This is a genomic window from Pseudomonas sp. 05N432 (genome assembly GCF_056396945.1).
In genome coordinates this window covers 41,715-65,980 of record NZ_JBFTMM010000003.1, presented here as the reverse complement: position 1 = coordinate 65,980, position 24,266 = coordinate 41,715, and the positions used below count along the sequence as shown (strand labels likewise).

The window sequence follows — 24,266 nt, the reverse complement described above, 5'->3', positions numbered from 1 at the left end:
GCGCGTACTTTTCCCATAGTGCGCAATTCACGCAACACGCACACGAATACCTGAACCCGGCCATCGAGCCGGGTTTCTTCTTTCATAGTCGCAGGGATCTTTCCTTGGGGGGTATTCCATTAAGCGGAACCGCTATGGAGGGCGTGGACGATCAAGCCGCTGGTGCGGCTCCGGCGGCCTCTGCGAGCAACGCGTGTGCATTGCTGAAAATGCTTAGCTTCGCACTAATGTCCTGAACGCCGCTGTCGGAAAGCAATGCTCCGCGAAGGTGCAAAATGTGTGCATTCACGTGCGATCTGTACGTGCTGTATTTCTTTACGATGGAGTGAGGTATCGATACGGCCTCAACTACTTCGTAAGATTCATTAAAAATCACTGCAACTAGCTCGTCAAAATCGCCTTTATCCAGATTGCGTATTGCGCCGAGCTGTCTGGAATTGTTGTTGTGGCTTACACGGCGTGCCTTTATTTGAATCTTTTTGCCTGTTCCGGACTCCGCGTCATGGCCTGCGGCTGAGTTTGAGGTCAGCTTCAAATCCAGAGCGGAAGCAACCAGCCACTCGGCATAGTCGCCGACAGGATTGTTCATTGTTCTCAGGATCCCACGACTTCTGAGTTCGCCAATTACTTCAGATTGAAGCTTGAGTAAATCTTTGGTTTGCAGGTGAGAGAGATTCATTGTGCGAAAGTCCTTCAGCGCAGAGAAATTTTAGACGGTTCGTTTTGGTGAGCGGTCAATCCCGCCAGTTTACACTGGTGGCTCCAGGGAAGGCCTTGACGTCGATAGCCGGATAGTGCGACGTACGGAATTAACACCGGCAGCCCGCGCACCCTGGCCGTACATGCTCCAGAGTGGCGCAAGACGGATCGGCGAGACTGGTGCAGAAGGGTGCCAGCGTCGTGAAGATCTTTGGCGGACGGCGGGAGAGACCGCAAATCTATTTCGAGCCTCAGCATTCGCTGGGGCTTTCTCGTTTCTGGAGTATCAAATGGCTGAACCAGCATCTACAGCTGCGGCTGCGCTCGTTGCGAAGTACGGCGTAGCTGTCGCTGGTTTCGCGGGCGCTTGTGTATCGCTGACCCTATTGCAGGGACTGACCCGTAAGCAGGCATTCTGGGCGGTGGCCACCGGTTTCCTGTCGGCGATTTTCACCACGCCCCTGGCCGTTCACCAGTTTGGCCTTCCGCCAGATAGTGACACCCAAAATGGTGTTGCCTTCCTGATTGGCCTGCTGGCGATGAACATCATCCCGGGCCTCAAGGCACTGGCGGGACGGTTCGGCGCAACCGGGAGTGCCTGATCATGAATCCTATTCTGGGAGGCATAGACGCATTCCTGTGTGTGCTGGTGGTGATCGCTGCGGTCGACTTCCTGCGCCGCGTCCGACCGATTGAGCAGCCAACGCTCAGCATTTCGTTCTACCTGGTGGCCATCGGTGCGTTTGGAGATTTCGCTGCGGCGATCCAGGGGCACTACGTGAGCCCATTCACCGTGATGATCCATGCCGGAGTGGTGGCTTATGCCTGGGCTCGGCGTGGGCATGTGTTTGAGGTGGCGGGGTAGGTCGCGACACGTTTCGTGAATTATCAAATTGTGTCGCGACACGCGACGAGGGTATGACCATGGACAACCAGCACAAGAAAATCACCGGCTACCGCGACCTGACTCAATCCGAGATTGACGGCATGAACTCCATCAAGGCTCTGGAAGCTGATGCGGGTGAGCTGTTCAAGCAGATCGGCCAGATTGAGGGTGTTGACCCGCGCCTGCTGGCACTGGCGAAGACCAATCTGCAGCAAGGTTTCATGTGGTTTGTGCGTTCGATCGCCAAGCCCGCCGATCCATTCAGCCAATGAGCAACGTCACCCGCCTGCGCCACGTTCTACCGATGAGCCCAGACATCAACAAGGCCGTCATCGACCTTGATTGCGCAATCGCCAAGGCGGTAGGCACTGCAAAGGCTGCTGGCCTGCCGCAGGGGCTAGTCGTCGCGCTGCTGCACGGACAGGCACGCAGCGAGACAGTCAGGATGACAGCTGATTGTTAGGAGCGGTCAGTATAAGTCGTGACCGGTCCAGTCCCGAGCACCGGGAACCAAAGCCACCCTCCTTCCTGAGTGGGGATGCCGGCCACGGAGAACACGCCATGACCGTCGTTTGGGTGTGAAAAATCAATGACGGTTGCTTGTGCCCAGCCTTCGAACGGCTCGGTTTCAATCCCCAGCCAGCAGTGACCGTCCGTACCTGGTTTGTATGCGGCGATGTTTTGGCTAAGAGATGGTCGGTTTTGGTTGAAAGTAAAAGCCACCTCTGGAAGCGTTTTCGGTTGCCCAGTTTCCTTGCGAACGACGATTTCAGCCTTCTTGTATTCCATGCGATTGCTCCTTGCGTTGAGTTGAAGTCCAGCAATACCGACAACCAGCCACCATTTCAAGCATTAGGTGAACGATGGGCAGACCAATGCCGCCCCAGTCGCTGCTTGAGCTGTCAGAGCTCTCCGACTTCGGTATCCGCCTTACTCCTGCCTCTGACGTATGGGAGTGGCTCCAAACCGAGATCCTCTCCGACACCGGCAGCATTCACAACGAAGACCATGCCCATTTACTGGATGCAGACATCCGGATCATGTGGGCGTCGTCGAGTTTCGAGAAACAGGGCCGGACAGTCCTGGGACAAGCCGAACAGGTAGCGTTCCGTGCCGGCGGTTGGCAGAAAGCCCGGATGGAACAACAGATGCGCGATTGGTTCGGCGATGTGCCGGCCTTCATCATCACTCTGGCTGCCGATTACTGCGCCCAGTGTTCCGACGCTGACTTCTGCGCCCTGGTCGAACATGAGCTGTACCACATTGCCCAGGCGACCGATAAGTACGGTCAACCAGCCTTCACCGAAGAAGGCGCTCCCAAACTGAAGCTGCGCGGCCACGACGTCGAAGAGTTCGTCGGTGTGGTCCGCCGCTACGGTGCAAGCCCCGAGGTCCAGGCCTTGGTGGATGCTGCAAACAGTCCTGCTGAGGTGGGGAAATTGAACATATCGAGGGCCTGCGGAACCTGTCTGCTCAAGTCGGCCTGACTTTGACAGTACTTTGACGGATATCCCCTTATGGCCGCACTCAGAGACGAGGTGAAAGCCTTTGTAGTACAGGCGCTCGCCTGCTTTGACACGCCATCCCAGGTGGTCGCGTCGGTCAAAGCAGAATTCGACTTAGAGGTATCGAGACAGCAGTGCGAGGCCTACGACCCTACGAAGTACGTGGGGCGCAACCTGCATCTGAAGTGGAAGACCCTTTTCGAAGACACCAGAAAGCGCTTTCGTGAAGAAACCGCAGAGGTGCCGATTGCGAATAGAGCGTTCCGACTTCGTGCGCTGAATCGGTTGGCTGACAAGGCCGAGAACATGCGAAATATCCCGTTGGCTGTTCAGATCATTGAGCAGGCAGCGAAAGAGGTTGGCGACGTCTACGTGAATCGCCGCCTCGAACCTGAAAAACCCCTGGGCTCCCAGGCGGACCAGCAGCACGCAGTTGCTGAGTACACCCTGGAGCCTGATGAGAATGTCCCGACTACCCCGCACCTATGATCCGCCGGTAAAGCTGACGCCGAAGCAGGCGAACATTTACTGCTGGGGATTCCAGCCTGAAGCGCGCTTTCGTGATGCGGTATGTGGCCGCCGGTTTGGCAAGACATTCTTGGGCAAGGCAGAGATGCGCCGCGCGGCCCGACTGGTCGCTGAGTGGGGCGTAAGCGTTGAAGATGAAATCTGGTATGGCGCGCCGACCTTCAAGCAGGCTAAGCGCGTGTTCTGGAGGCGTCTGAAGCAGGCCATTCCAGAAGCTTGGCGTGCGCACCGCCCGAACGAGACGGAATGCTCGATTACGCTCAAGTCTGGCCACGTCATGCGCGTGGTTGGGCTGGACAACTACGACAACCTGCGGGGCTCCGGCCTGTTCTTCGTCCTGGTGGATGAGTGGGCGGATTGCCCGTGGGCTGCATGGGAAGAAGTTCTGAGGCCGATGCTTTCGACCTGTCAGTACACGATTCCAGGAGTCGGGGTGCGCAAGGGTGGTCATGCACTGCGCATTGGAACCCCGAAGGGATTCAACCACTGCTACGACACGTACCTAGATGGTAAGCCTGGCGGAGAGCCAGACCACAAGAGTTGGCAGTACACATCTCTGCAGGGCGGCAACGTACCAGCTGAAGAGTTGGATGCGGCCCGTCGCAAGATGGACCCCCGAACGTTCCGGCAAGAGTACGAGGCCGGCTTCGAAAACTATGCGGGCGTCGTCTACTACGCATTCAGCCGTGATGAGTGCCGCACCTCCGAGCGAATCAAGCCCGACGAAGCCCTGCACATCGGCATGGACTTCAACGTCATGAAGATGGCGTCCGTCGTCTATGTCGTGCGCGACGACCTGCCGCTGGCTCTGGATGAGTTCCACGGGGTGCGCGATACGCCGGAGATGATCGAGAAGATCAAGGCTAGGTTCCCAGGCCACGCAGTTGCGGTCTACCCCGACGCCAGCGGTCAGAACACCAGCAGCAAAAACGCCAGTGAGTCGGACCTGTCACTGCTGAAGAAGGCCGGCTTTACGGTGATCGTTGATTCGACAAACCCAGGCGTCAAAGACCGGGTCAACTCAGTCAATTCCATGTTCCTGAACGCCTACGGCGAGCGCCGCCTGAAGGTGAACATCGATCAGTGCCCTCAGCTCACCTTGTGTCTGGAGCGACAGACATACACCGACAAGGGTGAGCCGGACAAAGATCCGAAGAAGGGGCACGACCACATGAACGACGCTGCCGGCTACTTCATCGCCAAACGTTATCCGATCAAAGCGATCGTCACCTCTATCAAAATGGGATACGCCCGATGAGCAACGACGTCTCCTTCAAGCGGGCGGATTACATCGAAGTATTGGACCGCTGGGCGACTGTGCGTGATGTCTGCGCCGGTCAGCACCGTGTTGTGTCGCGGCTGCCGTACATCAACGCACATGACAAGTCGCCGGAGAACGCCGACCGTAACAAGGCATACCGCGAGCGTGCGGTGTTCAAGAACGCAACCGGCCACACACGTAACGGCTTGCTGGGCTTGGCCTTCCACAAAGACCCGACACTTACTGTGCCGAAGAAGCTGGAGTACTTGCAGGACAACGCCAACGGCTCCGGCGTGAGCATCTACCAACACTCCCAGGGCACGCTTGAAAAGGTGCTTGAGGCTGGGCGTCACGGCCTGTACGTCGACTACCACCAGGACGAAGGCGCCGGCGGTCATTCGGTGATCTTGTCGTACTGTGCCGAGGACATCATCAACTGGCGTACCGGCATGGTGAATGGTCACAACGTTCTGACTCTGGTCGTGCTCCGCGAGACTCCGGAAGTCGAAGACGGATTCGGATTCAAGACGATCGAGCAGTACCGAGAGCTGGCATTGGAAGCTGAAGGTTTCGTCTGCCGAGTTTGGCGCCGGTCCGGACCGGAGAATGGCGGCCCGCTTGCCGTTGTGGAGGAGCATTTCCCGACCGGTGTTAAAGGCCGGCTGAAAGAGATTCCATTCACCTTTGTAGGCGCGCAGAACAATGACCCAACCATAGACGAGTCGCCGCTCTACGACATCGCCATGATCAACCTGGGTCACTACCGCAACAGTGCTGATTATGAGGACAGTGTCTTCTGGTGTGGTCAGGCCCAGCCGTGGATCTCTGGCTTGGACGAGCAGTGGCGTGACTGGATGGAGAAGAACGGCGTTTACGTCGGCTCCCGGGCGCCGATGATGCTGCCTTCTGGTGGCGCCTTCGGCTACGCACAACCGCTGCCGAACACGCTGGTCAAAGAGGCGATGGCCGACAAGAACCAGATGATGATCGAGCTCGGCGCCCGGATGGTCGTCGCGTCACTGGCGACCAAGACGGCTACCGAGTCGCGCGGCGATCAGTCAGCGTCGACTTCGGTACTCGCCGGCTGTGTGGCCAACCTGAGCGAGGCCTACACCCGCGCAATCATGTGGTGCTGCGATTACATGGGCGTCACTGACAAAGTCGCCTATCAGGTCAATCAGGAATTCGTCGAGCTGACGGCTGATCCGCAGATGATCACCGCCTTGGTCGGGCTCTGGCAGAACGGCGGCTTTGCGAAAGCGGACCTTCGTGCCTATCTGCGCAAACTGGGCTTGATTGCTCCAGAGCGCACAGACCTACAGATTGACAACGAACTGCAGGAGCAGACTGACGGCCTCGGCCTGGACGACGTGGGGGTGAACAGTGGCGGTCAACCAGGCAATCCTTGATGCTACGATCCGGCATGCTGTCTTTCTCGAGCAACTGAAGTCCGGCGAGGTCGGCAAGTTCGCTCCATTCCTCAAGGAGATCGACCGCTCGATCCGCGACCGGCTCACTCAGTCGGACTTGACCAAGTACAACGTCAAGCGGCTGGAGGCGCTGTTAAAGGAGGTCGACAGTCTGCTACTGGGCATCTTCGACCGCTACAGTGCGCAGCTGAACCTCGACCTGATCGACATCGCCAACTACGAGGCCGAATTCGAAGCTACGAGTCTGGCCAGAACGGCACCGGTCGGTGTGTCGCTCGATGTGGCAATGCCAACGGTGGCTGCAATCCGGACGGCGGTACTGACGAATCCACTCAGTGTTCGTGGTACCGGTGGCGGCAAGCTGCTGAAGGCCTTCATTAAGGGCTGGACCACGGCGGAGCGCGAGCGCGTCACCGGCACGATTCGGCAAGGCTTCTTTGAGGGGCAGACGAACTTCCAGATCATCCGCAACATTCGCGGTACCAAAGCGGCAGGGTACAAAGACGGCATCCTGGCCACGACCAACCGCAATGCCAGCACGGTGGTGCACACCGCGATTCAGCATGTGTCGTCACAAGCGCGGATGGAGGTGGCCAAGGCCAATACTGACGTGGTGACCGAGATTGAAATGGTCGCCACGCTGGACAGCAAGACCAGTCAGCTCTGTCGAACGATGGATAAGCAGCGGTTTCCGGTCCACTCCGGGCCGAGGCCGCCGTTTCACCCGAACTGCCGCACCACCTTCATCTTCCTGACCAAGCTGAGCGAAGTATTCGCCAAGGGCGCTACGCGAGCTTCGGTCGGCGACGACGGGCCGCAGCAAGTCGCGGCCAGCCTCGACTATTACCACTGGTTACAGCGGCAGCCGGCCTCCTTTCAGGATGCAGCCATTGGCCCGAAGCGGGCGAAGTTGTTTCGCGAAGGTGGATTGAGCATCGAACGATTCGCCGAGCTGCAGCTTGATCGCAATTTCTCACCGCTGACACTGTTGCAAATGATGGCTTTAGAACCACTCGCATTCGCTAAGGCCGGGATTTAAACGAACACATTCAATCAGCCGCCTACGGGCGGCTTTTTCATGCCTGCAAAGCGGGCCGATCAAACCCAAGGGGTGAATCAAGTGGCAGAAGAAAACGAAATCGACCTGGAAAACCCGGCAATCAAGGCCGCTATCGCGACTGCCGTTGAGGCCTCTGTTACCGGCCTGAAATCCAAGAATACCGAATTGCTGGGCAAGCTGAAGGAGACCTCCGGCAAGCTGACCCAGTTCGAAACCCAATTTGAGGGTATCGACATCGACGCCGTCAAAGGGCTGCTGAGTCGTGCAGGACAGGACGAAGAAACCAAGCTGCTGACCGAGGGCAAGGTGGACGAAGTCTTTAATCGCCGGACGGAGCGCCTACGCGGTGACTACGACAAGCAACTGAAGTCGGTTAGCGCGCGCGCCGAGAAGGCTGAGGCCTTCGCTGCCAAGTTTCAGGGCAAGGTCCTAGGTGACTCGGTGCGCGGCGCAGCACTGAAAGCCGGCGCACTACCGGAAGCAACCGACGACATCATCCTGCGCGCCAAGGGCGTGTTCTCTCTGAATGAAGAGGGTGAAGCGGTCGCCGTTGATGAGTCTGGCCAGACCATCATGGGCAAAGACGGCAAAACACCTCTTACACCGCTCGAATGGGCGGAATCTCTGCGCGAAAGCGCGCCTCACTTGTGGCCCAGGGCTACAGGAACAAATGCCCTGGAGCGGGTTAATGGTCAGGCCATACCCAAGCGCTCCGAAATGACCTCCGAGCAAAAGCGCGATTATCAGCGCAAGCACGGCCAAACCGCATTCCTGCAATTGCCCAAGTAAGGGGACTCACCCATGGCTACAACCGTAAACAGCGACCTGATCATCTACAACGATGAGGCGCAAACTGCATACCTGGAGCGCGTCCAGGATAACCTGGATGTGTTCAACGCATCGTCCAACGGCGCTATCGTCCTCGACAACGAGCTGATCGAAGGCGACTACCGCAAGCGCGCCTTCTACAAAATCGGCGGCTCGCTGGAGCACCGCGACGTCAACTCCACCGGTAAGGTTACCGCCAAAAAGATTGGCTCCGGTGAGGCTGTAGGCGTTAAAGCGCCATGGATGTATGGCCCGTACCAAACCACCGAAGAGGCCTTCAAGCGCCGAGGTCGTCCGGTAGAAGAGTTCTCCCAGATCATCGGTGCCGATGTGGCTGATGCGACTCTGGAAGGCTTCATTCAATACTCCACCGCCGCGCTGCGTGCTTCTATCGGCTCCAATGCTGGCATGGTGGTTTCGGCCAACATCGAAACCGACGGCAAAAAGACCCTGACTCGCGGCATGCGTAAATTCGGCGACAAGTTCGGGCGTATCGCTCTGTGGGTTATGCACTCGTCGGCATACTTCGACATCGTCGATGAAGCGATCACCAACAAGATCTACGAAGAGGCGGGCGTGGTGATCTACGGCGGCCTGCCAGGCACTCTGGGCAAGCCTGTTCTGGTCACCGACACTGCGCCGGCAGATGTGATCTTCGGTCTGCTGCCGAATGCCGTGGTGATCACCGAGTCTCAGGCTCCAGGCTTCCGCTCGTACGAAGTGAACGACGAAGTGAACCTGGGTATCGGCTACCGCGCCGAGGGTACCGTCAATATCGATGTGCTGGGCTACAGCTGGAAGGAGGCCGCCGGCGGCGCAAACCCAACTCTGGCAGCGGTCGGCTCTGCGGCCAACTGGACCAAGCATGCTGGCAGCGACAAAGTCACCGCCGGTGTGATGATCAAACTGACTGCCACTCCGCCAGTAACTGGCGGTTAATCCACGCATCAGAGGGCGGCCAACAATGGCTGCCACGGAGTAGTTCATGGAACTCATTTACACCAATCAGCTGGATGGCTTTGACCCGAACAAGCGCTATCGGAATGCCGATCTGTTTCGCTCCGTTGAGAGCGGGGTGACAAAGGTTATCGTCGTTGGCGATCACCCAATGATCGTTGATGCATACGAGGCCCAGGGAGTCGAAGTGATCGTCTCCGAGCTGCCGGCTGTGCAGGGCGAAGCGGAAACCGATCCCGCGAAAATGGGCGTCGGTGCTCTGCGTGAATGGTTGACCGCTCAAGGCATCGACTATGATCCTAAGGCCCCCAAGGTCGAAATCCTGAAACTCATTCCAGCGAGCTGATTCATGACTCTCATCACCGAGGACGGTACCGGCAAGCCGGACGCCGAAAGCTACGCGAGCGCCGCGGACCTGGTCATGTACGCGAGGAAGTTCGGCGTGACCATCCCTGCGGACGAGCCAGCGCAAGAAGCACTGCTGCGCCGGTCCGCCTTGGCGATGGATGGCATGACCTGGAAGGGTCGCAAGATGGATGGTGACCAGGCACTGGCCTGGCCACGTCGCGGCGTTGAGCTGGATAGTCAAATCAAGCCCGATAACTACCTGCCGGCGCGCATCCAGTACGGTCAGATGGCCTTGGCTGCCGAGATTCACCAAGACGATATAGATCCGGTGGAGAAGCGCAAAGGCGCTGTGCTACTGGATCGTGTGGAAGGGGCGGTGACGCGCCAGTACGCGGCGATCCCCAATACCAGCAGCCGACTGTTACCGGCGGCACCGGATCGGCCGAGCGCCACCCAGTTTGCCGACTACCTTCAGAAGCGGGGCTTGTTCGCTGTGCGGGCGTAAAGCTGGGATATACTTTGGCTCACAAATATTTCATCCAGATCGGGGTGGGAAGTGAGCGACTTTAAGGGAAAGATCGATATCAATCTTGCTCCCGAGTGGGAGATTGAACTGGAGCTGCAAGCTGAAGCGGCTGGCATGTCCAAAGAAGCTTACATGGTTGAGATGTTAAACGAGTACTGCGCACAACTCGGTGAAGAGGAGACTCCTCCTCCAACGAAGATTCATTAAGTCCAGCCACTGAGCTGGGCTTTTCACATCTGGAGCCACCATGGCCTTCTACGACGAAATGGCCGTGATGGCTCTGGAGATGATTTCAGAGTTCGGCCAGCCCGTGACTATTCGGAACATTATCAAGGGTACGTACGACCCGAGTACCAGCAAGACGCGGCCTGACACCGTCGTCGAGCGTACCGCCCAAGGCATCCTGCTCGACTTCACCGGGCAAGAGTTTCAGACCAATTCGTTAATCAAGGTTGGCGACAAGAAGCTGAAGATCGCAGCAAGCGGGCTGACGTCACCACCGACGCTACTCAGTAAGGTCGTCGTCCAGGGGCGCATCTGGACCATTGTCCCGCCACTGAAAGAGATCAACCCGGCCGGCACGCCGATCCTGTACGAGCTGCAGGTGCGGTCATGAGCAAATACGCTGGCATGAATGGCAGCTTCGCCGAGAACATCCGGCAGTTCGCCGAGCATGCGAAGGCGGGCATCGACGCGACCTTCCGCGAGATCGTGATCGAGATCGGCAGCAGCGTCATTCGCATGTCGCCGGTGGGCAATCCTGAGATCTGGGCAGCCAACGTCGTACATCGCCAGGCCAACACCAAGGCCGCCGACGATTACGACTTCAAGGTCGCTGTGCGCAACACGGTCATCAACCTGACCGACAGCAACTTCACCAAGGCCGGCAAGCTGAAGCGCGGCGTGAAGTACGCCAAGCCGTTGACCAAGACCGAGCGCGAGCAGAACTTCAACGTGAACGGTCTGGTCGCAGGGAAGGGCTATGTCGGTGGCCGCTTTCGTGGCAACTGGCAGTTCTCGATCGATGCGCCGACCGAGGGCGTGCTGGATCAGGTCGATCCGTCGGGCAATGTGACGATTGCGGTACTGCGGGCCCAGGTACAGGCACTGACCATCGGCCAGACGGCGTACATCGTGAACAACCTGCCTTACGGCATTCCGATCGAGTATGGACACAGCAAGCAAGCCCCGGGCGGCATGGTCCGCGTGACCTTGACCCGCTTCCAGCAGATCGTCGACGAAGCCATCAGGAGCAACCAGGCATGAGCCATGCAATCATTCGACAGCTTTTTGAGGGGCGCCTGACAGACTGGGCAGCGGCTCGCACACCCGCGCTGCGCATTGCCTATGAAGGTGCGGCCTTTACGCCGGCAGATGGTGAGACCTATCTGAAAGCTTTCGTCATTCCGGCCGGTACGGGCAGCAACACGCTTGGTGGTGACCACCGCGTATACACCGGCGTATTTCAGGTGAGCATCGTGACGCCATCGGGTTCTGGCCCGGGCGAGGCGGAAGGCTTGGCGGATGAGCTCGCCGATCTGTACCCACTCTATCTCCGACTCAACCGCGCAGACTTCGAAGTCATCGTGCTGACGCCGGTAGAGCCAAGTCCCGGCATTCCCGACGACACCACCTACACCGTTGCTGCGTCGTTCCAGTACCGCGCTGACACCAACTAATTACGCCCATTGGGCAAACCCAGAACCCGCCTTGTGCGGGTTTTGTCATTTCTGAAAAGAGGAAAAACCCATGGGCTTCAAGATCCCCAACGGCGGTACCTTCCAGCACGCCGCAACCTATGAGGCTGCGCTCGCGTTTACTGCCATCTCCAACGCATCCGAGGCGGTCGCCACAGTCGTTGGTGCTGATTTGGACGCCGGCGATATCGTCCTGCTCAATTCCGGCTGGAGCAAACTGGATAACAAGGTTGTTCGCGTGAAGTCCGCAACCGCCATTGCAATCACCCTGGAAGCGATCGATACCACCGACACGCAGATCTTCCCAGCTGGTAACGGCGCCGGCACCATGCGAAAGGTGCTGACCTGGGTGCAGATTCCGCAGGTCACCGACCTGGCGTTTTCCGGCGGCGAGCAGAACTATCTGGACGTGGTGTTTCTGGAGAACGACCAGGGCAAACAGATCCCGACCGACAAGTCCGCGGCCAGCATGGTGCTGACCATCGCAGATGACCCGGCTCAGGCCTTCAATGCTGTGCTGCTCAAAGCTGACGCGGGCAAGCAGGTGCAGGCTGCGCGCTTGAATCTTCCAGGCAACGACATGCTTCTGTATGGGGCTTACACCTCGTTTTCGAAACAGCCGGCGGTTTCCCGCAACAACCTGCTGACCCGTACCGTCAACCTGGCGTTGCAGGCCGAACCAACCCGCTACCTGTCGGTGGTGTAGCTCATGGCCAAGTTTACGCTCATCCAAAACCCTACCTTCAAGGCTGACGTCATGCTTCCCACGGTGGGCGGCGATCCGGTGAAGGTTGGGTTCGAGTTCAAGTATCGCGACCGAAGCGAGTTGGCGGATCTCTATGCCGACTGGGGTGAGCGACATAAAGCGCTGGGGGTGAAATCGGAAGAGGTGGGGCTGAAGCAGTTCACCACTTTGCTGATCGACCTCCAGGTGGAGCAGCTCAAGGCCATCGTCGCTGGCTGGGATATTGATGAAGAGTTCACGGACGAAAACCTTCGCGTCTTGGTCAGCTCTATCAGTGCCACACCCAGCGCAGTGCTGGGGGCTTACTCCGATGCGTTTGCAAAGGCCCGACTGGGAAACTCCTAAGCGTCGCGCGCGCCCTTTACGAGCAAGGGCCTTCGGCTGAAGAGCTCAAGACCTTCGGCTTCATGGTCGGCGACCTGACTGGGCAGGACTGTGAAGTCTGGCCGGATGTCTGGTCGTCATTCCAGGTCTTCGAGGCCATGAGCACCCAGTGGCGTACAGGGGCGTGCGGCGCTACCGGTCTGGATTACACATCAATTCGCGATGTCGCTGGCTTCCTCGGTTTAACCCGAACTCAGGTCACCGACATTTTCCACGATCTCCGCGTTATGGAAGCCGAAGCCCTGCGGGTGATGGCGGAGCAGAGGGAAAGTAAATGAGCGTCAACTTCACGTCTCTCGGCATTGAGGTCAACTCCTCGTCGGCGGTCAAAGCAGCAGATGACCTCGACAAGCTGGTTACTGCTGCCGAGGGCGCGGAAAGGGCTGTCGATGATTTGGGTAAGGCCAGCACCGGTTTGGCCGACTCCGGTAAGAAGGTCGCTCAGGCCGAAGCTGAAGCGGCGCAAGGAATCGAGAAGTCCACTGGCGCCAAACAGCGCCAGGCTGATGCAAGCCGAAGATCAGGCGCAAGCGCGACCAGCGAAATCGCCATCATCAGCCAGCTCGACAAGGCGATGTCCGGCAACATCGGCAGCATCGAGCAACTGACTCAGGCTGAAGTCCTTCTTGAACGCGCTCGTAAGGGCGGTCTGGTCACGGCTGAGCAGCAGGAGGCTTATCAGGAACGACTGGGCAAGGCTTACGACAAGATTGATAAGGCTGAAGCCAAGGAAGTTGCGCAGAAACAACGTCTGATCGACGCGGAGAACCGCCAGATCGAAGCGCTCAAGCGCACGGTAAACGGCATCGACCCGGTAACCGCGAAACTGGCCAAGCTGGAGGCGCAGGAAAAAGCCGCGCATGAGGCTTTTCGCCGTGGTGCTATCGATGTCGAAAGCTATAACGCGGCCCTGGCTAAGGTTGGCAAGGACCGGGCTGGTGTTACCGGAGCGACCGGAGCATTCGACAAACTGAAGCTCGGCACCCGTCAGGCACAAGAGAACGTCGTTCAGCTTGGCAACGCCTTGTCCTCGGGTGACTGGGGAAGCGGCGCTCGCGCCGTGGCTCAATTGGGCGCTGGTGCTGGCGCGTCGGCAGCTGGCTTGCTCGCGATTCTCGCCCCTTTGGCGCTGGCTACTACCGCTGTGGGTGGACTGGCTTACGCCTATCACATGGGCAGCGAAGAGCAGGATGCGTACAACAAGGGCCTGATTGTTACCGGTAACTCGGCAGGTTTAAGTACTGGGCAGCTCGCTGATATGGCGCGCCAAGTCAGCGCAACCGTGGGTACCACTGGCCAGGCCGCTGAAGCGCTCGCGGCATTGGCAGGGAATGGCAAGATCGCAGGCGAAAGCTTCGCCGGCATCACGCAGGCCGCCGTGTCCATGCAGGAGGCAACCGGCAAAGCGATCAGTGAAACGATTGCCGAGTTCACGAAGCTGGCGGATGACCCCGTCAAGGCATCCGCAGCACTGAACGAGCAGTACCACTATCTGACAGCCTCGGTTTACTCGCAAATTGCTGCACTGGAAGAGCAGGGTGACCATGCTGGCGCGGTGAAGTTGGCGACTGAGCAGTACGCCGATGCGATCAACGAGCGTACGCCGAAGATTCTGGAGAACCTGAGCTTCTGGGAGAAGGGCTACAACGCGGTAGCTCGAGCTGCTGACAACCTAAAAAACTTGGGTCGTCCAGACATCGGCGCCGACATTGAGCAGGCACGGCGTAACCTGGCTGGCGCCCAATCTGGGAATGTTGGGCTGTTCCAGAACAAGCAGGAGATGATCGACTTCTACAGCAATCGTCTCAACATGCTCGAGGACCAGAAGGCCGCTGAAGCTGATATCGCCAAGTACGAAGGCGAGCAGGCGAAAGTCCAGCAAGATGCTGTTGCTGCGATGACAAAGGTCGATGCACTCACCAAGTCATCATGGACGAATGAGCAAAAGCGCACAGACGCGCTGAAGGAATACCGCCGGCAGCTCGACGATATTCGAAAAGCCGACCCCAAGGATAAGCGCCTTGAACAGGCAGTCGTCGACAAAAACATTGCGAACATCAACGACAAGTTCAAGGACTCAAAAGCCGCAACGGGCAGTGTCGATCTCACCGGCTTCAACGACGCCAAAAATCAGCTCGCCTCGATTTTGGCTGAATACAGCAACGCCCAAAAGCAGCTGGAGGCCGCGCAGAAAGCTGGTCTCATCTCCCAGGCTGAATATGCCCAAAAGCGAGATGGCCTGATCGGCAACGAACGGGATGAGGTCACGGCAGCCTACGAAGCCGAGATTGCGGCGCTGGAAGCTGTGAAGAAAAAGTCCAGTACCTCTGCTGCCCAGCGCATCCAGCTCGACCAGAAGATCGCCGATGCACGCACCGCCATGGTCAAGGCGCAGAAGGATGTCGACAGCCAGCTTGAAGTACTCGCCACAAACGAAGCGGGCCGACTGGCCAAGCAAGAGCGCGCGATCACTTCGTACGCTCAGGCACTGAGTCAGCAACAGAAGGCGCTGGAGTTGGCCGGGCGGCGCGCCGTTATCGGCGTTGGCCAGGGCGACCGGCAGAACGCACTTAGTGGCGAGCTGAACAACCAGCAAGACCGTTTCGCTCAGCAGTCGCTGGAGCTGGAAAACCAACGCTCAGACCCGTCGCGCAATATGTCCGACGAAGAGTTCACCCGCAAATCCCAAGCCCTCGCAGACGCGAACAAGGCAGCGACCGACCAGATCCGGCAGAACTATGCCGATGTCGAAGCGGCGCAGGGTGACTGGACGAAGGGCGCAACATCGGCCTGGGCCAACTATCTGGATTCGGCGCAGAACGTCGCCGGCCAGACCAAAAGCCTGTTCAGCAACGCCTTCAGCTCGATGGAAGACGCGGTCGTCAACTTCGCCATGACCGGGAAGCTGTCGTTCGCCGATTTCACGAAATCGATTCTGGCGGACATGGCGCGAATTGCTGCGCGACAGGCCAGCTCGGCGCTGCTGAGTAGCCTGGTCGGTGCTGGCATCAGTTACTTCACTGGCGGTGGTTCCGGCGCAACAGGTGCTGCAACGGCCGGCGGTGCAGAGGCGGGAGCGCAGAGTTTCGGCAGTCAATTCGATGCGAGTTCCGCAACTGTGACCTTCGGTGGCGGCAGGGCTTCGGGTGGTGGTGTTGATCCAAACACCCTGTACGAAGTGAACGAGAAGGGGCCGGAGCTGTTCAGTCAGGGCGGCAGGTCCTATCTGATGACCGGCGCCCAAGGCGGCAGTGTCACACCGCTGACTTCAGGTGCCGGGCCGGGTGTCGCGGCGCTCAGCGGTGGCGGTAGTAGCGGCGGCGACACGTACAACTTTCCGGTTGCTGTGTCTGTACAAACCAGCGGCGCCGAGTCGCCCACCAACAACCAACAAGCCTCGGCCGACCTCGGGAAAGGTGTGCAGCAAGTTGCGCAGGCGGTGGTTGATAGAGCGATCGCCAAGGAGCTTCAGCCGGGCGGCGAAATCTGGAAAAGGATCAATGGGAGATAACCGTGGCGATTGAGCGTTTCACCTGGCCAACACAAAATGGAGACGCACCTGAAGTCACCTATCGGGTGCGCACTTCGAAATTCGGCAGCGGCTACAAGCAGGAAGTAGGCGACGGGCCGAACAACAAGGAGGACTCCTATCCGATCTCCTACACCGGGCCCAAGGCCAAGGTTCAGGAAATTATGGCGTTCTTCGATCGCCACGCCGGAGCGAAGGCTTTCCTCTGGACCACACCGCTCGGTGAGCTCGGTCTATTCACCTGCAAAAAACCGGTTCCCACCCCCATGGGTGGAACCGTTTTCAAGCTCACGGCCACCTTTGACCGTGCTTTCCAACCATAAGGGGCAATCATGCCGCTGATCAGTGATATCCAGGTACTTGAGCCTGGCAGCGAAGTGCTGCTCTTTGAGCTGGACGGCTCGGACTACGGAGCTGATGTGCTGCGCTTCCACGGGCACGCCATCCCGCATTCACCGGCAGAGCTGATGGCCGCCGGCAACAACGCGGACCAGCTACCCGCGAAAGCAATCTGGTTCCAAGGCAATGAGTACAGCGCCTGGCCAATGCAGATTGACGGCATTGAATCCAACGGCGACGGCACGGCGGTTCGGCCAAAGCTATCGGTCGGCAACGTCAATGGGCGCATTACCGCGCTCTGCCTGGCCTTCGATGACCTGCTCGAGTTCAAATTGACGATGCGTCACACCCTGGGCACGTACCTCGATGCGCAGAACTTCCCGGCTGGCAACCCGACAGCAGACCCAACCCAAGAGACGATCGAGGTCTGGTACATCGACCAGAAGACAAACGAAGACGGGGAGACGGTCAGTTGGGAGCTGGCCAGTCCGGGCGATGTCGGCGGCGAGTCGATCGGGCGGCAGGCGACCACGCTGTGCCACTGGTGCCTCACCGGTGGTTATCGCGGGCCGAACTGCGGCTACACCGGCCCTTACTTCACGAAGGATGGCGTGCAAACCGATAACCCTGAACTCGACGAGTGCGATGCAACCTTGGGCAAGGGGTGCGATCCACGTTTCGGCGTGGGCAATCCGCTGCCGTTTGGTGGATTCCCCGCGGTTTCCCTCATTGCCCGGAGCTGACCATGCGTAAGCACATCCTGAGCGCAATACAGGCGCACGCGGCGGCCGAATACCCGAAAGAGTGCTGCGGGCTGTTGTTGGGCATTGGCCGCAAGCAGCAGTACTACCCGTGCCGAAACATCGCCAGTGAGCCCAACGAGGAGTTCCGGATCGACCCGGAGGAGTACGCGGCGGCCGAGGACATCGGTGAAGTGATTGGCGTAGTTCATTCGCACCCGGACGCCACCAGCAGACCGTCACCGCGCGACCTGGCCATGTGCGAGGCTACGGCTTTGCCCTGGCATATTCTCAGTTGGCCCGAGGGCGACCTGCGCACGATTTTTCCGATCGGTGAAGTACCGCTGCTCAAGCGTCCGTTCGTACATGGCGCTTGGGACTGCTGGGCAATTTGTGCGGAGTGGTACAAGCGCGAGTGGGGGCTTGAGTTCGAAGCGTTCAAGCGAGTCGATGGCTGGTGGGAAAGCACCGACAACGCCAGTCTGTACGAGTCGAGCTACGAGGCGGCCGGGTTCTACCGAGTCGATCAGCCGCAACGCGGCGACATGATCGTGATGGAAGTAGGGCGGACGGTCCATCCGAACCACGCCGGGATATTCCTTGGTGCTGACCCCTCACTTCCGGGAGAGGACGCCGCGACCTTCGGCCCCGGTCCTTTCCTGCTGCACCACCTGTACGGGCGGCCGAGCGAGATCATCGTCTTCGGTGGACCTTGGCTTCAGCGCGCGCGCCTGGTGCTGCGTCACAAGGATGCTCGGTGATATGGTTGGCGCTTTTCAGGATGAGGAAGAATCATGCGGATTTTTATGGGAGCGATAGCGGTGGTGGTGCTGGCGGGGTGTGCGACATCTCCAACGCCGTCGAGCGAAGCCGACCCGGTTCCAGCGAAAAGACTGTTCTCGTATCAGAAGCCAAATAGTGATCAGTCGACCCTTGTCGTGACCCGGGATACTGGATTTGTCGGTAGTGGCTGCAATACTACCATAAGCATCGATGGCCGGAAGTCAGCCGAGATCGGATCGGGAGAAACTGCAAAGTTTTTCGTGCCGGCTGGTGATCACATAATCTCAGCCTCGGCTTGCGGTAGCGGCTTGAAAGAGCGCGAGACCAGCATCAAGTCAGGAGCTACCAAGCGCTTCAGGATATCCATCGACTCTGCAATGAGCATGGATTTATCACCAACAACTTTTTAACGGAAACCGCCTACGGGCGGTTTTTTTACGCCTGGAGAAAGCTGTGGCAACGATTACGAGCGTTAACCAGTCAATGACAACCATCCTGTTGTCAGGGCCATTGATCAAAATTTTCGGTAGGGTTCACTACAGGGAGCTTGGGAGTAAATCGGTAGGCGAGGCCTTCAAGGCTTTGAAGTGCACACTTGATGGATTTGAGGCGGCTATCAAAGACCTTGAGCGTCGAGGGATGCGTTTTGCGATATTTCGCAATCGCAAGAATGTGCCCGAGAAGGATTTCTCACTGGGAGGCACTCAGGAAATTCGAATTGTCCCGGTAATTGCAGGCAGTAAGCGGGCCGGACTACTTCAGACCATCATTGGCGCTGTTCTTATTGTGGCTGGGACCTATTTTGGTCAGCCATGGGCGGTCCAGCTGGGGGCGGCGCTTGCAATGGGTGGCGTCATCCAAATGCTCAGCCCTCAACAGGGTGGTTTATCGCAAAGCTCATCCCCCGAGAACGCACCGTCCTACGCCTTCGGCAGCGCCAAGAACACCACGGCCAGCGGCAACCCGGTCCCAATTTGTATCGGCGACCGACGCTGGGGCGGCATGATCATTTCTGCATCGATCTACGCCGAAGACAAAACGTAAACCGAACGCAACACGCAGACCGCCCAAGAGGTGGTTTTTTTATGCCTGGAGGAAAGCATGGGCGCAGCACAGAAGATCGATATCCACGGCGAGAAGGGCGGCAGTAGCAAGCCGAAGTCGCCGGTTGAGGCCAGCGACAGCCTGCGCTCGACCAACCTGGCGAAAATGCTGATTGCCGTGGGTGAAGGCGAGTTCGACGAGGTGCCGACTGACTACAGCATCTTCCTGGACAACACCCCGATCCGGGACGCGAGCGGTAACTACAACTTCCCGAATGTGAAATGGGATTGGCGATCAGGCTCTGTCGATCAGGCCTACATCCCTGGCATTCCTGCGGTCGAGAATGAAACCTCCCTGAACATTGAACTACGCAGTGATTCTCCGTGGGTGCGCTCGATCACCAATACACAGCTTTCGGCTGTGCGCATGCGATTCGCTTGGCCTGCGCTACAGCGCCAGGATGATGAAGGTAACGTGGTTGGCTACCGAATCGACTACGCCATCGATTTGGCCACTGATGGTGGGGCTTATCAGCAAGTGTATCCCGGTGCCGTGGACGGAAAGACGACCACGCGATATGAGCGGTCTGTCCGCGTTGATTTGCCGAACGCCACCACTGGTTGGCAGATTCGCGTTCGGCGCCTGACACCGAACCAGAACAGCAACAAGATTGCCGACACCATGCTGATTGCCGGCATTACCGAGGTGATCGACGCAAAACTGCGTTACCCAAACACCGCGCTGCTCTACATCGAGTTCGACGCCGAGCAATTCACCAACATTCCAGCCGTCACCGTGAAGTGTCGCGCGCGTAAGTGGCAGGTCCCCAGTAATTACGACCAGATCGCCCGGACCTACACCGGTACTTGGGATGGCAGCATGAAACAGGCCTGGACCAACAATCCGGCCTGGATCACCTACGGCATTTGCACCGAGGACCGGTTCGGTCTGGGGAAGCGCATCAAGTCGTTTATGGTCGACAAGTGGGAGCTGTACCGGATTGCCCAGTATTGCGACCAACTGGTGCCGAACGGCCTCGGCGGAACCGAGCCGCGCTTCCTGTGCGACATGAACCTGCAGGGCAAGGCTGACGCCTGGTCACTGCTACGCGATATCGCCGGCATTTACCGGGGCATGACCTACTGGGCCCAGGGCCAGTTGGTGATGCAGGCCGACATGCCGCGCGCGCAGGACTTCGACTACGTCTTCACTCGGGCCAATGTCATCGACGGAAAGTTCTCGTACGGCAGCGCTTCGGCGAAGACCCGATACACTCGCGCCCTGGTCAGCTACGACAACCCGGCGAACAACTACGACACCGATGTGATCCCGTTCGCTGATCTGGCTCTCCAGCGCCGAATGGGCGATAAGCCGACCGAGTTGAGCGCCATCGGTTGCACTCGCGCATCTGAAGCCCAGCGCCGTGGCAAGTGGGCGATCCTGAGCAACAACCAGGACCGCACCGTGTCGTTCAAGACGGGCATGGAGGGTGTTATTCCTCTTCCCGGCCACATCATCCCCGTGGCGGATTCGCTGCTGGCGGGCCGCGCGGTCGGTGGCCGTATCTCGGCTGCCGCTGGCCGGGTCGTGACGCTTGACTGTGATACCCAAGCCAAGGCCGGGGACCGGTTGATTCTTAACCTGCCAGGTGGGCGTGCCGAGGGGCGGACGGTGCAGAGCGTCAAAGGCCGCGCAGTGACTGTGACCACCAGCTACAGCGAGCCGCCACTGCCGCAGCTTCAATGGGCACTGGACGCTGATGATTTGGCCATCCCGCTTTACCGTGTACTGCGGACCAAACGCACTGCGGAGGGCGAGTTCGAAATCAGCGCGTTGCAATATGACCCAAGCAAATTCGCCCACATCGACACCGGCGCCCRCCTGGAAGAGCGGCCGATCAGCGTAATTCCGATCACCGTCGTTCCGGCACCGGCCAGCGTATCCGTCACATCGAATTCGATTGTCTCCCAGGGCATTGCCGTCGCCACCATGACCATCACCTGGCCGGCAGTGAATGGCGCCGTCGCCTATGACGTCGAGTGGCGCAAGGACAGCGGCAACTGGATCAAGCTGCAGCGCACGGGCATGACCAGCGTCGACGTGGTAGGCATCTATGCCGGCGCCTATCTGGCTCGGGTGAGGGCGGTGAGTGCGTACGACATCTCGTCGATCTGGAAGAGCTCCAATCTGACCCAGCTCAAGGGCAAGGAAGGTCTGCCGCCGGCGGTGTCGTACCTGAACACCAGCAGCCTGCTGTTTGGCATCGGCCTCAAGTGGGGCTTCCCCGCTGGCGCCGAGGACACCCAGCGCACGGAGATTTGGTACGGGCCGACCAACAACCTGGAGGTGGCAAGCAAGCTGGCGGATCTGGCGTACCCGCAAAACGACCACTCGATGCAGAGCCTGAAGGCGGGCGCGACGTTGTTCTTCTGGGCGCGCCTGATCGACCGGACCGGCAACATCGGGCCGTTCTACCCGGTCGGCAACGGGGTGATGGGGCAGGCCAGTTCGGATGCTGCGCCAGTCCTGGACATGCTGGTCGGCAAGCTCACTGAGACGGAGCTGGGCAAGCACCTGCTCGACCGTATCGAATTGATCGATGGCAGTGGTCCGGGGTCGGTGAATGATCGTCTGGAGCAGGCCAAGACGGAACTGACAGAGCTGATTGATCAGGTCACCGACGCTCTGGCGTATGACCCGGCCAAGACCTACGCCGCCGGCGAATTTGTTCGGCAGGGCCAGCACCTGTACCAGGCCATCGACGCAGTACCGGTCGACGCGACGCCACCGAATGCCAACTACTGGACGGATGTCGGAACCCTGCTGCAATCCGCCAACGCGCTGGCCGAACAGGTGGCGCTCAACACCACCAAGATCACCGAGGTGGACGGCAAGGTCACCGCTTCGGCCACAGCCTTGCAGTCGCTGCGGGCGGCGTACCGCGCTKACGATGGATCGGCATCGCTGGCCGGGGCGCTCAACGACTGGGATGTTAGCGCCTCGTTTGCGCAGCAGGTGAAGGTCCAGGCGGCCGACAATCTGGCTCAGGTCGAGCGCACCACGGCACTGGACGCGGCGGTGGGTGAGAACAAGGCAGGCATCCGCTCGCTGGAATCCGTGGTCGCCACGGACAAGCTGGCCACGGCCGAACGCCTGGATCAGTTGAAGGCCGGCGTCGATGGCAATGCAGCGGATATTCAGCAGGTCGAGACGGCACAGGCGGCTACTGATGAGGCGGTTGCCGGTGTGAAGAACACCGTGCGCGCGGTGTACACCATTGGCAGGGACGACACCGGCGACGGGGCACTGTCTGGGGTAGTCAAGGACTGGCAGAGCACGGCGCTGTTTGCGCAGGAAACCCGCGCACGGGCCACGGCGGATGTGGCTCAAGTTGAACGCTCGGAGCAGTTACAGGCTTCGATCAATGGCAACACCACAGCTGTGCAGACCGTGTCTCAGGCCCAGGCAACAGTCGAGGGCAAGTTGCAGACGCTGTGGTCGGTGAAGATGGAGACCACCGCCGGCGGCCAGCAGTACGCCGCTTCGTTCGGGCTCGGTCTTCAGGTCGATCCATCTGGGGTGTCGTCCCAGTTCGTCGTCAGGGCTGACACCTTCATGTTGCTGAACCTGGCCAATGGCACGCCTGTTTCGCCGTTCGCGGTGTCGGGTGGGCAGACGTTTATTCGTGATGCGTTCATCCAGGACGGCAGTATCTCGATGCTGAAAATTGGCCAGGCACTGCAATCGGACAACTACATTCCCGGCACGCTGGGCTGGCGCCTGGATAAGGCCGGAAATTTGGAGTTCAACGGCTCAGCGCCAGGCGGTGGACGACTGACGATGACCAACAGAGCCATCAAGGTCTATGACCAAAACAATGTGAAAAGGGTGCAACTGGGAGATCTTGACGCATGACTCACGGATTACGGATATGGGGTGGCGATGGTGCGCTTCAGCTGGATGAAAACTCGTTCACTGTCAGGCTCGTTTTATCAGTGCTTGTGACATTTACTCGGGGGAAGGAAATTCAGAGCTTCACGGTGCCGGGGTGTAATCCCGGTAACGCAATCGCATTTGTGGTTCCCAGCGGTCCTGTATCAAACAATCAGCGCCAGTTTGAGACTGAAATGCTTGATGGTGTCGCGCGCGTTTACAACTATACGCGAACATTCGACGCTAGCTCGGTCACGGATGGGACTATGCGCCTGTTTGTCGTGAGGTTTCGTTAATGACATATGGGTTGAGTTTTTCAAACAACGACAATGTTGTTGTTCTGGATTCTGAGTATTCCAGGTTGTGTGTCATATACAGTGGGCGCTATGCGCCAAACTATGGTCCGGGTAATTATATGTCACTTGTTACATTTCCAAGTCCAATTACAACCGCCGAGCAGCCTATGATTTTCATCAGGCCGGACACCGTAGGGGGATTGTTGAAAATGGGGGCTGCCGGAGCTGTACGGGGCAGCCCTGGTAATTGGACCGGTTTTGTGACTGGTATGTATAATCAGGTAGGTTTTTTTCCAAATGGGCGATATATAGTCGCTTCATTTAGCGCGCAGCCTACAGCTAATTATGGGTTAAGGCTGTTCTCATCGGCAGGCACCCCTATTTTCGATTCGGGAACCCCTAATCTATTGTTTACTCGGGCTTTTCAGAATTGGACCTACGTTAAAACTGAGCGCGGGGATCAAGGCGAATACATTAACTTTTATACGGTGCCGTTTGATTTTCCTGAAAATGAATATCTTTTAGCTAACTCATTCGTGATGAGGGTGAATAGTGCGGATAATGTTGGGCGTGCTCTGTATACGTGGTGGGACTTTCCGAACAAGGCTTTGTACGTTGTTACTATAGCCTTCTCCAATCCCTATGCATTCTGGTTGCCCGCCATGTTTGCCAAGCTCGGCTAATACAGAATTACAATTAGTGAGGCCCGCCCAGTGCGGGTTTTTTATTGCTTAAATTAAGGAAAACT

General features: G+C 58.5%; 31 protein-coding genes. 29 read left to right on the top strand and 2 right to left on the bottom strand.

The genetic code is table 11. The features are described 5' to 3' along the window. Positions 1 to 151 precede the first annotated feature (151 nt). The gene (locus AC1DHT_RS04610) at positions 152 to 679 is read right to left on the bottom strand and encodes a DUF6998 domain-containing protein (protein ID WP_477761285.1); all 528 of its coding nucleotides are present in this window, start codon (positions 677 to 679) and stop codon (positions 152 to 154) included. A gap of 310 nt (positions 680 to 989) precedes the next feature. Between AC1DHT_RS04610 and AC1DHT_RS04605 the strand changes: the two genes are divergently transcribed. The 4 genes from AC1DHT_RS04605 to AC1DHT_RS04590 are packed head-to-tail and all read left to right on the top strand — an operon-like array spanning position 990 to position 2,048. Beyond that, entirely contained in the window at positions 990 to 1,301 is a 312-nt protein-coding gene (locus tag AC1DHT_RS04605) for a hypothetical protein (RefSeq protein WP_054597600.1), read from the top strand. A 2-nt stretch (positions 1,302 to 1,303) separates the two neighbouring features. After that, a complete protein-coding gene (locus AC1DHT_RS04600) occupies positions 1,304 to 1,564 on the top strand; it encodes a hypothetical protein (protein ID WP_477761284.1) in 261 nt (86 codons plus the stop codon). Positions 1,565 to 1,623: 59 nt separating this feature from the next. After that, complete coding sequence (locus AC1DHT_RS04595) at positions 1,624 to 1,857, top strand: Acb2/Tad1 domain-containing protein (protein ID WP_477761283.1); 234 nt, start codon at positions 1,624 to 1,626, stop codon at positions 1,855 to 1,857. After that, positions 1,854 to 2,048: a hypothetical protein gene (locus tag AC1DHT_RS04590; RefSeq protein WP_477761282.1), complete on the top strand. Its 195-nt coding sequence runs from the start codon at positions 1,854 to 1,856 to the stop codon at positions 2,046 to 2,048. The genes AC1DHT_RS04595 and AC1DHT_RS04590 overlap by 4 nt, the downstream gene beginning before the upstream one ends. Here the strand turns inward: AC1DHT_RS04590 and AC1DHT_RS04585 are convergent. Next, positions 2,045 to 2,374: a hypothetical protein gene (locus AC1DHT_RS04585; RefSeq protein WP_477761281.1), complete on the bottom strand. Its 330-nt coding sequence runs from the start codon at positions 2,372 to 2,374 to the stop codon at positions 2,045 to 2,047. The genes AC1DHT_RS04590 and AC1DHT_RS04585 overlap by 4 nt on opposite strands. Before the next feature lie 74 nt (positions 2,375 to 2,448). On the opposite strand from AC1DHT_RS04585, the gene AC1DHT_RS04580 reads away from it, so the two are divergent. The 25 genes from AC1DHT_RS04580 (at position 2,449) to AC1DHT_RS04460 (ending at position 24,201) form a co-directional block, all read left to right on the top strand. Next, positions 2,449 to 3,072, top strand: a complete 624-nt coding sequence (locus tag AC1DHT_RS04580; protein WP_477761280.1) for a putative metallopeptidase — start codon at positions 2,449 to 2,451, stop codon at positions 3,070 to 3,072. 30 nt (positions 3,073 to 3,102) lie between these two features. Continuing rightward, on the top strand, positions 3,103 to 3,579 hold the full coding sequence (locus AC1DHT_RS04575; protein WP_477751966.1) for a DUF2280 domain-containing protein: 477 nt from the start codon (positions 3,103 to 3,105) through the stop codon (positions 3,577 to 3,579). After that, on the top strand, positions 3,554 to 4,876 hold the full coding sequence (locus tag AC1DHT_RS04570) for a phage terminase large subunit family protein (protein ID WP_477761279.1): 1,323 nt from the start codon (positions 3,554 to 3,556) through the stop codon (positions 4,874 to 4,876). The genes AC1DHT_RS04575 and AC1DHT_RS04570 overlap by 26 nt, the downstream gene beginning before the upstream one ends. Beyond that, positions 4,873 to 6,288 (top strand): DUF4055 domain-containing protein, encoded by a 1,416-nt coding sequence (locus AC1DHT_RS04565; protein ID WP_477761278.1) that lies wholly within the window; start codon positions 4,873 to 4,875, stop codon positions 6,286 to 6,288. Before AC1DHT_RS04570 ends, AC1DHT_RS04565 begins: the two co-directional genes overlap by 4 nt. Continuing rightward, positions 6,263 to 7,348, top strand: a complete 1,086-nt coding sequence (locus tag AC1DHT_RS04560; RefSeq protein WP_477761277.1) for a phage minor head protein — start codon at positions 6,263 to 6,265, stop codon at positions 7,346 to 7,348. The genes AC1DHT_RS04565 and AC1DHT_RS04560 overlap by 26 nt, the downstream gene beginning before the upstream one ends. An 81-nt stretch (positions 7,349 to 7,429) precedes the next feature. Next, positions 7,430 to 8,158, top strand: a complete 729-nt coding sequence (locus AC1DHT_RS04555) for a hypothetical protein (protein WP_477751995.1) — start codon at positions 7,430 to 7,432, stop codon at positions 8,156 to 8,158. 12 nt (positions 8,159 to 8,170) lie between these two features. Then, positions 8,171 to 9,136, top strand: a complete 966-nt coding sequence (locus tag AC1DHT_RS04550) for a major capsid protein (RefSeq protein WP_477751970.1) — start codon at positions 8,171 to 8,173, stop codon at positions 9,134 to 9,136. 46 nt (positions 9,137 to 9,182) lie between these two features. Continuing rightward, a complete protein-coding gene (locus AC1DHT_RS04545; protein WP_477761276.1) occupies positions 9,183 to 9,500 on the top strand; it encodes a hypothetical protein in 318 nt (105 codons plus the stop codon). A gap of 3 nt (positions 9,501 to 9,503) precedes the next feature. Next, the gene (locus tag AC1DHT_RS04540) at positions 9,504 to 10,007 is read left to right on the top strand and encodes a DnaT-like ssDNA-binding protein (protein ID WP_477761275.1); all 504 of its coding nucleotides are present in this window, start codon (positions 9,504 to 9,506) and stop codon (positions 10,005 to 10,007) included. A 51-nt stretch (positions 10,008 to 10,058) separates the two neighbouring features. Beyond that, positions 10,059 to 10,235 (top strand): hypothetical protein, encoded by a 177-nt coding sequence (locus AC1DHT_RS04535; RefSeq protein ID WP_477761274.1) that lies wholly within the window; start codon positions 10,059 to 10,061, stop codon positions 10,233 to 10,235. 40 nt (positions 10,236 to 10,275) lie between these two features. Continuing rightward, positions 10,276 to 10,644 (top strand): hypothetical protein, encoded by a 369-nt coding sequence (locus AC1DHT_RS04530; RefSeq protein WP_477761273.1) that lies wholly within the window; start codon positions 10,276 to 10,278, stop codon positions 10,642 to 10,644. After that, entirely contained in the window at positions 10,641 to 11,294 is a 654-nt protein-coding gene (locus AC1DHT_RS04525; protein WP_477761272.1) for a hypothetical protein, read from the top strand. Before AC1DHT_RS04530 ends, AC1DHT_RS04525 begins: the two co-directional genes overlap by 4 nt. Further along, on the top strand, positions 11,291 to 11,707 hold the full coding sequence (locus AC1DHT_RS04520) for a phage tail terminator-like protein (protein WP_477761271.1): 417 nt from the start codon (positions 11,291 to 11,293) through the stop codon (positions 11,705 to 11,707). Before AC1DHT_RS04525 ends, AC1DHT_RS04520 begins: the two co-directional genes overlap by 4 nt. Before the next feature lie 70 nt (positions 11,708 to 11,777). After that, on the top strand, positions 11,778 to 12,431 hold the full coding sequence (locus tag AC1DHT_RS04515; RefSeq protein WP_477761270.1) for a phage tail protein: 654 nt from the start codon (positions 11,778 to 11,780) through the stop codon (positions 12,429 to 12,431). Between the two features lie 3 nt (positions 12,432 to 12,434). Beyond that, a complete protein-coding gene (locus tag AC1DHT_RS04510; RefSeq protein ID WP_477761269.1) occupies positions 12,435 to 12,815 on the top strand; it encodes a phage tail assembly chaperone in 381 nt (126 codons plus the stop codon). 62 nt (positions 12,816 to 12,877) lie between these two features. After that, positions 12,878 to 13,132, top strand: coding sequence for a DUF1799 domain-containing protein (locus AC1DHT_RS04505; protein WP_477761268.1), 255 nt, complete (start codon positions 12,878 to 12,880; stop codon positions 13,130 to 13,132). Next, the gene (locus AC1DHT_RS04500) at positions 13,129 to 16,365 is read left to right on the top strand and encodes a phage tail tape measure protein (RefSeq protein ID WP_477761267.1); all 3,237 of its coding nucleotides are present in this window, start codon (positions 13,129 to 13,131) and stop codon (positions 16,363 to 16,365) included. Before AC1DHT_RS04505 ends, AC1DHT_RS04500 begins: the two co-directional genes overlap by 4 nt. A gap of 2 nt (positions 16,366 to 16,367) precedes the next feature. Continuing rightward, positions 16,368 to 16,706: a phage tail protein gene (locus AC1DHT_RS04495; RefSeq protein WP_477761266.1), complete on the top strand. Its 339-nt coding sequence runs from the start codon at positions 16,368 to 16,370 to the stop codon at positions 16,704 to 16,706. A gap of 9 nt (positions 16,707 to 16,715) precedes the next feature. Then, positions 16,716 to 17,465, top strand: a complete 750-nt coding sequence (locus AC1DHT_RS04490) for a phage minor tail protein L (protein WP_477761265.1) — start codon at positions 16,716 to 16,718, stop codon at positions 17,463 to 17,465. A 2-nt stretch (positions 17,466 to 17,467) separates the two neighbouring features. Then, complete coding sequence (locus AC1DHT_RS04485) at positions 17,468 to 18,223, top strand: C40 family peptidase (RefSeq protein WP_477761264.1); 756 nt, start codon at positions 17,468 to 17,470, stop codon at positions 18,221 to 18,223. A gap of 33 nt (positions 18,224 to 18,256) precedes the next feature. Further along, positions 18,257 to 18,655 (top strand): hypothetical protein, encoded by a 399-nt coding sequence (locus tag AC1DHT_RS04480; protein ID WP_477761263.1) that lies wholly within the window; start codon positions 18,257 to 18,259, stop codon positions 18,653 to 18,655. 73 nt (positions 18,656 to 18,728) lie between these two features. Next, a complete protein-coding gene (locus tag AC1DHT_RS04475; RefSeq protein WP_477761311.1) occupies positions 18,729 to 19,289 on the top strand; it encodes a tail assembly protein in 561 nt (186 codons plus the stop codon). A 57-nt stretch (positions 19,290 to 19,346) separates the two neighbouring features. After that, the gene (locus AC1DHT_RS04470; protein WP_477761262.1) at positions 19,347 to 23,204 is read left to right on the top strand and encodes a TipJ family phage tail tip protein; all 3,858 of its coding nucleotides are present in this window, start codon (positions 19,347 to 19,349) and stop codon (positions 23,202 to 23,204) included. Continuing rightward, a complete protein-coding gene (locus AC1DHT_RS04465; RefSeq protein WP_477760924.1) occupies positions 23,201 to 23,518 on the top strand; it encodes a hypothetical protein in 318 nt (105 codons plus the stop codon). The genes AC1DHT_RS04470 and AC1DHT_RS04465 overlap by 4 nt, the downstream gene beginning before the upstream one ends. After that, positions 23,518 to 24,201, top strand: coding sequence for a hypothetical protein (locus AC1DHT_RS04460; protein ID WP_477760923.1), 684 nt, complete (start codon positions 23,518 to 23,520; stop codon positions 24,199 to 24,201). The genes AC1DHT_RS04465 and AC1DHT_RS04460 overlap by 1 nt, the downstream gene beginning before the upstream one ends. The last annotated feature ends 65 nt before the right edge of the window (positions 24,202 to 24,266 follow it).

Coding starts and splice junctions, on each gene's coding strand:
- AC1DHT_RS04540 (WP_477761275.1), top strand. CDS start 9,504: ATGACTCTCATCACCGAGGACGGTACCGGCAAGCCGGACGCCGAAAGC.
- AC1DHT_RS04525 (WP_477761272.1), top strand. CDS start 10,641: ATGAGCAAATACGCTGGCATGAATGGCAGCTTCGCCGAGAACATCCGG.
- AC1DHT_RS04545 (WP_477761276.1), top strand. CDS start 9,183: ATGGAACTCATTTACACCAATCAGCTGGATGGCTTTGACCCGAACAAG.
- AC1DHT_RS04510 (WP_477761269.1), top strand. CDS start 12,435: ATGGCCAAGTTTACGCTCATCCAAAACCCTACCTTCAAGGCTGACGTC.
- AC1DHT_RS04530 (WP_477761273.1), top strand. CDS start 10,276: ATGGCCTTCTACGACGAAATGGCCGTGATGGCTCTGGAGATGATTTCA.
- AC1DHT_RS04605 (WP_054597600.1), top strand. CDS start 990: ATGGCTGAACCAGCATCTACAGCTGCGGCTGCGCTCGTTGCGAAGTAC.
- AC1DHT_RS04515 (WP_477761270.1), top strand. CDS start 11,778: ATGGGCTTCAAGATCCCCAACGGCGGTACCTTCCAGCACGCCGCAACC.
- AC1DHT_RS04490 (WP_477761265.1), top strand. CDS start 16,716: ATGCCGCTGATCAGTGATATCCAGGTACTTGAGCCTGGCAGCGAAGTG.
- AC1DHT_RS04610 (WP_477761285.1), bottom strand. CDS start 679: ATGAATCTCTCTCACCTGCAAACCAAAGATTTACTCAAGCTTCAATCT.
- AC1DHT_RS04475 (WP_477761311.1), top strand. CDS start 18,729: ATGACAACCATCCTGTTGTCAGGGCCATTGATCAAAATTTTCGGTAGG.
- AC1DHT_RS04485 (WP_477761264.1), top strand. CDS start 17,468: ATGCGTAAGCACATCCTGAGCGCAATACAGGCGCACGCGGCGGCCGAA.
- AC1DHT_RS04595 (WP_477761283.1), top strand. CDS start 1,624: ATGGACAACCAGCACAAGAAAATCACCGGCTACCGCGACCTGACTCAA.
- AC1DHT_RS04465 (WP_477760924.1), top strand. CDS start 23,201: ATGACTCACGGATTACGGATATGGGGTGGCGATGGTGCGCTTCAGCTG.
- AC1DHT_RS04570 (WP_477761279.1), top strand. CDS start 3,554: ATGTCCCGACTACCCCGCACCTATGATCCGCCGGTAAAGCTGACGCCG.
- AC1DHT_RS04460 (WP_477760923.1), top strand. CDS start 23,518: ATGACATATGGGTTGAGTTTTTCAAACAACGACAATGTTGTTGTTCTG.
- AC1DHT_RS04600 (WP_477761284.1), top strand. CDS start 1,304: ATGAATCCTATTCTGGGAGGCATAGACGCATTCCTGTGTGTGCTGGTG.
- AC1DHT_RS04480 (WP_477761263.1), top strand. CDS start 18,257: ATGCGGATTTTTATGGGAGCGATAGCGGTGGTGGTGCTGGCGGGGTGT.
- AC1DHT_RS04575 (WP_477751966.1), top strand. CDS start 3,103: ATGGCCGCACTCAGAGACGAGGTGAAAGCCTTTGTAGTACAGGCGCTC.
- AC1DHT_RS04580 (WP_477761280.1), top strand. CDS start 2,449: ATGGGCAGACCAATGCCGCCCCAGTCGCTGCTTGAGCTGTCAGAGCTC.
- AC1DHT_RS04500 (WP_477761267.1), top strand. CDS start 13,129: ATGAGCGTCAACTTCACGTCTCTCGGCATTGAGGTCAACTCCTCGTCG.
- AC1DHT_RS04590 (WP_477761282.1), top strand. CDS start 1,854: ATGAGCAACGTCACCCGCCTGCGCCACGTTCTACCGATGAGCCCAGAC.
- AC1DHT_RS04505 (WP_477761268.1), top strand. CDS start 12,878: ATGGTCGGCGACCTGACTGGGCAGGACTGTGAAGTCTGGCCGGATGTC.
- AC1DHT_RS04565 (WP_477761278.1), top strand. CDS start 4,873: ATGAGCAACGACGTCTCCTTCAAGCGGGCGGATTACATCGAAGTATTG.
- AC1DHT_RS04520 (WP_477761271.1), top strand. CDS start 11,291: ATGAGCCATGCAATCATTCGACAGCTTTTTGAGGGGCGCCTGACAGAC.
- AC1DHT_RS04585 (WP_477761281.1), bottom strand. CDS start 2,374: ATGGAATACAAGAAGGCTGAAATCGTCGTTCGCAAGGAAACTGGGCAA.
- AC1DHT_RS04550 (WP_477751970.1), top strand. CDS start 8,171: ATGGCTACAACCGTAAACAGCGACCTGATCATCTACAACGATGAGGCG.